Origin of the sequence: Thalassospira sp. UBA1131 (assembly GCF_002311515.1) — a bacterium.
Lineage (GTDB): Bacteria > Pseudomonadota > Alphaproteobacteria > Rhodospirillales > Thalassospiraceae > Thalassospira.
The window spans coordinates 17,137-18,555 of the sequence record NZ_DCAO01000131.1 but is presented as its reverse complement, the minus strand read 5'-3'; the positions used below and the strand labels follow the sequence as shown (position 1 = coordinate 18,555).

Genomic DNA, 1,419 nt, shown 5'->3' with positions numbered 1-1,419 from the left:
GATGCCAGTACCGAACTTGTCAGCAATACCGGCACGCGACCATACCGGGTGACCAGTGCATCACCGGAAAGGCGGGTGGCGGCCATGGCAAAGGAATAGATGGCAAAGCCGACTGCGGCCAAGGTCGGCCCCGATGACAGTTCGGAATTCATGAATACCGTCGCCCAGTCGGTCAGGACACCTTCACCGAACTGGCCGATAAAGGCGCAAACCCCGAATGGCAACAGCATCAGGAACAGATTGCGATCCTTGGTCTTTGCAACCGTGGTTTGGCTGGCATCCTTAGGGCCAGCCAGATGTTCAGATGCGGCGTGATCCGAAAGAAGTCCCGCTTGTGCGATGATGTGCGCGATCAGGAAAATAGAAAGCACGATTGGCAGATGGAATTCATTGCCAATGGGCAGGGCGAACCATGCGGCGGCAATGCCTGCGCCGACGAAACCGCCGAGACTCCAGAAACCATGTAACCCGGACATGATGCTGCGGCCCTTGACGCGTTCGACCTGCAGGCCATTGGCATTCATCGCGACATCCAGAAAGGCACCGGAAAAGCCAAGGGCGAACATCGCGATCGAAATGCTGAGATAATCGGGCATGAACGCGGGCACGCCGACCGCGATGAAATAAAACAGCCCCGAATAACGCACCACGCGTTCGCTGCCAAACCGGTCTGCCAGTCTTCCGGCGACCGGCATCACGGCAAGCACACCGATGGCCGCCGCCAGCAAAATGCCGCCAAGTTCGTCATGGCCAAGGCCAAGGCGTTCCTGCACCAGCGGTATATGCGGCACCCAACTTGAAAATGCGGCACCATGCAAAAAGAAGATGGCGCGCACCCGGTTATGGGCAGTGGCGTGGGTTTGCATTTAACAAGTTTCTCCGCAAGGCGAGGGAAGGCGATCAGGCCTGAATGACGTTCAAACCACGCCGGGTGTAATTGGCAAGATAGCCGTTTGAAAGTTTACGCCCGGTGACGAGATGGGAAATCGCATCAATGTCGCAGACCCGGTGCGGCAGACTGGTTTCAAGTTTATCGGCGGTGGTGATGGCAATGACTTCGGCAGATTGGGCGATCATGGCTGCCTTGGTGGCGCGTTCTTCGGTGCTGCTGGTCGACAGGCCTGCCTCGGGGTGAAGTGCGCAGGTGCCAAGGAGTGCGATATCGGCATTAAAGTTTCTGAGTTGATCAAGGGTCGTCGGGCCGCACACCACCATGTCTGTTTTGCGAAGCGTGCCGCCCAAGATGATGACCTCGGCATTCGGATGACTGGCGAGCTCGACTGCGATCATCGGATTGACCGTAATCACCGTGCCGCGAAAGGATGGTTTGAGGTTGCGTGCAACTTCACACACGGTGGTGCCGCTATCGAAAAACGCCACGCAATCATCGGGGATCAGTTCGCGTGCGGCCTTTTGGGC

Annotated in this window: 2 protein-coding genes; both read right to left on the bottom strand. The window is 57.5% G+C overall.

From position 1 onward, the window contains the following. On the bottom strand, positions 1 to 866 hold an 866-nt coding region (locus B3Z49_RS21320), incomplete at its 3' end, for an MFS transporter (RefSeq protein ID WP_296994692.1). 34 nt (positions 867 to 900) lie between these two features. Continuing rightward, on the bottom strand, positions 901 to 1,419 hold a 519-nt coding region (locus B3Z49_RS21315), incomplete at its 5' end, for a DeoR/GlpR family DNA-binding transcription regulator (protein WP_296994689.1).